Raw genomic sequence first — 5,423 nt, 5'->3', positions numbered from 1 at the left:
GGGCCGGCGTGTAGTACCGCAGAAACTCTTCGGTGGCTGAGTCGAGCAGGGTGTCTCGCTCGCTGCTGAGCCGCTCGCGCTCATCGGGGTGCTGCGACAGCCACTCAAGCGAGTGGGCGGTCAACGCGGTGGTGGTGTCGAAGCCGCCGCCGATGACCAGTCCGAGGTTGCCCATGATCTCAAGATCAGGAGCGGGCTCACCATCGATCCGCATACTGATGAGCGCGTTGACGATGCCCGGCCGGGGGCTCTCCCGGATCTCGATCATGTTGTTCAGCAGATCAAGTCCCATCTGCCGATGCATGGCGACAATGCGGTCGATTTCGGGGGAGTGTTCCGGGGTGTACACCGAGGCATGGACCGGCTCGCTGTACATCGCCCAGTTCTTCAGCGGGATGCCCAGCATCGCCAGCGTCAGCACTGCCGGCACAATGTTGGCGAGATCGTCGACGAAGTCGATGTGGCCTTCTTCGATCTTTTCGTCGAGACATGCACGCGTCACGTCGTCGATGAAAGGTGCCCAACGCTTGACGGCGGCCGGTGACAGGTATGGGTTGAGCTCGTTGCGATAGATGCGGTGCTCAGGGTCGTCCATCTCCAAGATGCCGCCCCGCACCCCGCTGGCCCGCTTGGCCTTGGGGATCGAAATACCTTGATAGCCTTGGCGTTCCCCATTGATGTCGTGGTCGTTAGAGACGGCCGGGCATCGGGCGAGTTCAAATACCGCCTGGCTGCCGCCGGCGACCCAGTGGCCCTCGTAGGTGTCGGTCCAGGCGACCGGGCACTTGGCGTGGATGTCCTCGGTGATCTTCTCGAACTGGGTTCGGTATTCGGGAGTGTGCCGGTCGAAGTGATACCGGTTCTTCTTGCGATCGATGTCATCGACGCTCATCTGGTCTCCGTGATCAGGATGGCTTGTTCCGGGCAGGATTGAGCGGCCTCTCGGACGGCGTCTTCCTGGTCGGGCGGAACGTCTTCCGAGACCGCCGACGAATGACCTTCGATGTCATCGAGCACAAAGGAATCCGGCGCGATCATCGAGCACAGCGTGTGCCCCTGGCAGCGATCTGAATCAACCCGAACTTTCACAACTCTCCCCTCGCTCAGGTGTTTCGGCCGCCGTTGACGCCGAGTATCTGACCGGTGATGTAGCCGGCTTCCTCCGATATCAGAAAGGCGCAGGCCGCGGCGATGTCCTCCGGTTTGCCCATCCGGCGCACCGGTGTTGCGGCAATGGTCTTTTCGATGTCGCCGAGGTAGCCGTTTTCCTCGGCGCTGCGCAGCATCGGGGTATCGATGAAACCTGGCGGTACAGCGTTGACCGTGATGCCGCTCGGTCCGTACTCCAGTGCCAGCGATTTGGTGAGCCCGTTGACCGCGGATTTGGCCGCCACGTAGTGAGCCATGTAGGGAGCGCCGGAGTGGGTGCTCGACGAGGAGATGTTGACGATGCGACCCCAGCCGGCCTCCAGCATGTCGGGTAGCACTGCCTGAATCATGTGGAAGACCCCGTTGAGGTTGACTTCGATCAGCCGCTGCCAATCCTCGAACTCGATGTGGTTGAAGCGTTTGAACCCGTCCAAGCCGGCGGCGTTGACCAGAACGGTGACCGGGCCCAGTTGGTCGCGGATGGCCGACAGCGCGGCGTCCACTTGCGAACGGTCGGTCACGTCGGCGGTGAAGGCGAATTGCGTCTCGGACGGCTTGAGGTCGACGGTCGCGACTTGGTACCCGTCTCGGCGCAGTCGCTCAGCGATGGCAAGGCCAATTCCAGAGCCGCCCCCGGTGACCACGGCCGTTGTCACGTGGGCGTCCCGTCGGAGACCGTCTCAGGCACAAAGAATCTCCCTTCCAATTATGAGAACCTTACTCTCAGATCGCAGCCGCTCGCAACGCGGCCCAGAAACCCCATTCTTCCTGCGAAGACATTGCGCGTTTGGGGTGCGCGAAGCCCTTCTGAGCATGGCAGTCTCGTTTCTTGCGTTTGGTTGAATTCTCGTTGGCGGAATGTAAGATTCGCCCGGGATGAGAATGAAATTATCGACGTGTCGAGGAGCTTTTGCCGTGTGTGTTCCGGGAGTCGTCTGATGGGACCGCTGGACGGCATCCGCGTTCTCGAGGTCGCCATGTACGGCTTCGTCCCGTCGGCGGGTGCGGTGCTGGCGGAATGGGGCGCAGACGTGGTCAAGGTCGAGCACGCGGTGACCGGTGACCCACAGCGCGGACTGCGGCAGACCGGCTTGTTGCGCGTCGACGGCGACCCCAACCCGAACATCGAGCACGCCAACCGGTGCAAGCGCAGCCTTGGCCTGGATATGTCGGTGCCTGAGGGCAAAGAAGTGCTCTACGAGCTGGCGCGCCGCTCGGATGTGTTCTTGACGAGCTTCTTGCCCGGACACCGGAAGAAGTTCGGCATCGACGTCGACGACATCCGCGCGGTCAACCCCAACATCATCTATGCCCGCGGCAGCGCGCTGGGCCCGCGGGGCGCGGAGTCGGAAAAAGGCGGCTACGACATGACCGCGTTCTGGTGTCGGGCCGGAACCGCCGCCACCGTCACCCCGCCCGGGACGGAGGGGATGGTCGGTCCGCCCGGACCTGCCTACGGCGACACCATTTCCGGCACCAATCTCGCCGGCGGGATCGCGGCGGCGTTGCTCAAACGCGAACGCACCGGCGACCCGTCGATCGTCGATGTCTCGCTGCTGGGCAGCGGACTCTGGTCGCTGGGACACACGGTGGCGTTGACCGTGCATCTCGGCCAGCGGATGGAGGCGTTCCCGCCCGGCGTGCACGGCTCGCCGATCAATCCGTTGGTGGGTCTCTATGCGACATCCGACGACCGCTACATCTCCTTTGTGATGATGCAAGCCAGCAAGTTCTGGGCCGATGTATGCCGCCATATCGACCAAGCAGAACTGGCAGACGACCCGCGTTTCGACACCGATGAAAAGATCGCCGCCAATACCGCAGAGGCGGTGCAGATCCTGACGAAGGCGATCGCTAACCGCAGTCTCGCCGAATGGAGTGAACGCTTCGCGACGCTGGCCGGCCCGTGGGCTCCGGTACAAGACACCTTGCAGGCAGCCAACGACGCTCAGATCCGGGCGAACGAATATGTCGTGCAGGCAGGCGAACTCGAGCTGGTCGCCAATCCGGTGCAATTCGATGTGGCCGCACCCGCGTCCGGGCCGGCTCCCGGGTTCGCCGAGCAGACCGATGAAATCTTGATGGAGCTTGGACTCGACTGGGACCGCATCATCGAGCTCAAAACTATCGGTGCCGTCACTTAATTCGGAGGTCCCTCAGTTGTCAATTTTCACTCCCGCCGCATGCGGCATGAGTCATAATCGCCGGACGCTTCAAGGAGTGGAGTTTGTCGATCCCGCGGTGTCGGGTGCGCCAACTCACGCGAACGATACGGAGCGACTGGGCGTGAGGATGGTGGGCGGCGATGGCGACTAAAGGCGCGGAGCGCTGGTCCTCAGGGATCAGTATGCCGAGCGGCTTGTCCGGCGCGATGCAGTCCGTCGGCGGGCTGTTCGCGATGTCGGCGGACGCGATCAGGTTCACGTTTCGCAGGCCATTTCAGTGGCGAGAGTTCCTGGAGCAGTCCTGGTTCGTCGCGCGGGTTTCACTAGCTCCGACGTTGTTGGTGGCCATACCGTTCACGGTTCTGGTCAGCTTCATTCTCAACATCTTGCTGCGCGAGTTGGGCGCCGCGGATCTCAGCGGCGCCGGTGCTGCATTCGGCGCGGTTACCCAGGTCGGCCCGACCGTGACAGTGTTGATTGTGGCCGGGGCCGGTGCGACGGCGATGTGCGCGGACCTCGGCTCGCGCACCATCCGCGAAGAGATCGACGCGATGGAGGTGCTGGGGATCAACCCGGTGCAGCGGCTGGTGACGCCCCGGATGCTCGCGGCCGGTCTGGTCGCGCTGTTGCTCAACAGCCTGGTCGTGATCATTGGGATCGTCGGCGGCTACGTGTTCTCGGTGTTCGTGCAGGACGTCAACCCGGGTGCGTTCGCCGCGGGGATCACGTTGCTGACCGGTGTGCCCGAGGTGATTATCTCGTGCGTCAAGGCAGCGCTGTTCGGCCTCATCGCCGGCTTGGTGGCCTGCTACCGCGGCCTGACGATAACCGGCGGGGGAGCCAAGGCGGTGGGCAACGCCGTCAACGAAACCGTGGTGTACGCGTTCATGGCGCTCTTCGTCATCAACGTGGTCGTTACCGCGATCGGCATCCGATTCACGACGAAGTGATGGGACAGATGCCGTGAGCACGACGAAGATGCTGAGAGCCGCTTACCCCCGGGCGTTCCGGGTACTGGGCCAGTGGCGCAGACCCGTCGGCGTTTTGAACTCGATCGGCGACCACACCTTGTTCTACGGCAGGGCGATTGCCGGCATACCGTTCGCTACCGTCCACTACCGGCGGGAGGTCATCCGTCTAGTCGCTGAAATCAGCATGGGCGCAGGAACGTTGGCGATGATCGGTGGAACGGTCGCGATCGTCGGCTTCCTGACGCTGGCCACGGGCGGTACGCTCGCGGTGCAAGGGTATAGCTCCCTAGGCAATATCGGCATCGAAGCGCTGACCGGATTCCTGGCGGCATTCATCAACGTCCGCATCGCGGCGCCGGTGGTCGCCGGGATCGGCTTGGCAGCGACCTTCGGTGCCGGCGTGACCGCGCAATTGGGCGCGATGCGGATCAGCGAAGAAATCGATGCGTTGGAAGCCATGGCGATTCGGCCGATCTCCTACCTGGTCAGCACCAGGATCGTGGCGGGCATGCTCGCGATCACGCCGCTGTACAGCATTGCCGTCATTTTGTCGTTCCTCGCCAGCCAATTCACAACTGTTGTGCTGTTCGGCCAGTCAGGTGGCCTCTATAACCACTACTTCGACACGTTCTTGAACCCGATCGACTTGCTGTGGTCGTTCCTTCAGGCCGTCCTGATGGCGCTCGCGGTTCTGTTGCTGCACACCTATTACGGGTATTTCGCCTCGGGGGGACCAGAGGGTGTCGGCGTCGCAACGGGCAACGCGGTTCGTACGTCGCTGATTGTCGTGATCTCGGTGACGTTGCTGGTCTCGCTGTCGATCTACGGCTCCAACGGAAACTTCAACCTCTCGGGTTAAGGAAGGGATTCGATGCAGCACTCTGGGATGCGCGCACTGACGGGTCTGGCGACCGTGGCCGTGATAGCCATGATCGTCGTCGTCGCCGTGTCCCTGTTCCGGGGCAGCTGGCCCTTCACGCACAGCAGATGGCCCTTCGCCGACAACGTGCCGGTGACTGTGACGTCATCGCGGGCTGGCCTGGTGATGAACCCGGACGCGAAAGTGGAGATGCGCGGCGTGCAGGTCGGGAAGGTTGACTCGATCGAGTCGCGGCCCAATGGTCAAGCCGTCCTGCAC

The 5,423-nt window shown here is 62.9% G+C and carries 7 protein-coding genes; 4 read left to right on the top strand and 3 right to left on the bottom strand.

The window, feature by feature from the left end; all coding sequences use genetic code 11:
• The 3 genes from WAN71_RS11210 to WAN71_RS11200 all read right to left on the bottom strand — a co-directional run.
• The coding region (locus WAN71_RS11210) for a cytochrome P450 (RefSeq protein WP_422225391.1) at positions 1–892 on the bottom strand (892 nt) is incomplete at its 3' end.
• Positions 889–1,089, bottom strand: coding sequence for a ferredoxin (locus tag WAN71_RS11205; RefSeq protein WP_422225390.1), 201 nt, complete (start codon positions 1,087–1,089; stop codon positions 889–891). The genes WAN71_RS11205 and WAN71_RS11210, both read right to left, overlap by 4 nt.
• Positions 1,090–1,103: 14 nt before the next feature.
• The gene (locus WAN71_RS11200; RefSeq protein WP_422225389.1) at positions 1,104–1,805 is read right to left on the bottom strand and encodes an SDR family NAD(P)-dependent oxidoreductase; all 702 of its coding nucleotides are present in this window, start codon (positions 1,803–1,805) and stop codon (positions 1,104–1,106) included.
• 282 nt (positions 1,806–2,087) lie between these two features.
• On the opposite strand from WAN71_RS11200, the gene WAN71_RS11195 reads away from it, so the two are divergent.
• The 4 genes from WAN71_RS11195 to WAN71_RS11180 all read left to right on the top strand — a co-directional run.
• Positions 2,088–3,293 carry a CaiB/BaiF CoA transferase family protein gene (locus WAN71_RS11195; protein ID WP_422225388.1) on the top strand — a complete coding sequence of 402 codons (1,206 nt, stop codon included), beginning with the start codon at positions 2,088–2,090 and terminating at the stop codon, positions 3,291–3,293.
• Positions 3,294–3,454: 161 nt separating this feature from the next.
• Positions 3,455–4,264 (top strand): MlaE family ABC transporter permease, encoded by an 810-nt coding sequence (locus WAN71_RS11190; protein ID WP_422225387.1) that lies wholly within the window; start codon positions 3,455–3,457, stop codon positions 4,262–4,264.
• Between the two features lie 28 nt (positions 4,265–4,292).
• Entirely contained in the window at positions 4,293–5,144 is an 852-nt protein-coding gene (locus tag WAN71_RS11185; protein WP_422225392.1) for an MlaE family ABC transporter permease, read from the top strand.
• Positions 5,145–5,156: 12 nt separating this feature from the next.
• Positions 5,157–5,423: MlaD family protein (locus tag WAN71_RS11180; RefSeq protein WP_422225386.1), on the top strand; the 267-nt coding region annotated here is incomplete at its 3' end.

The sequence above is a fragment of the Mycobacterium sp. genome (assembly GCF_049280035.1).
GTDB lineage: Bacteria > Actinomycetota > Actinomycetes > Mycobacteriales > Mycobacteriaceae > Mycobacterium.
The sequence above is the reverse complement of the archived record's forward strand: the minus strand, read 5'-3'. Positions and strand labels throughout refer to the sequence as shown.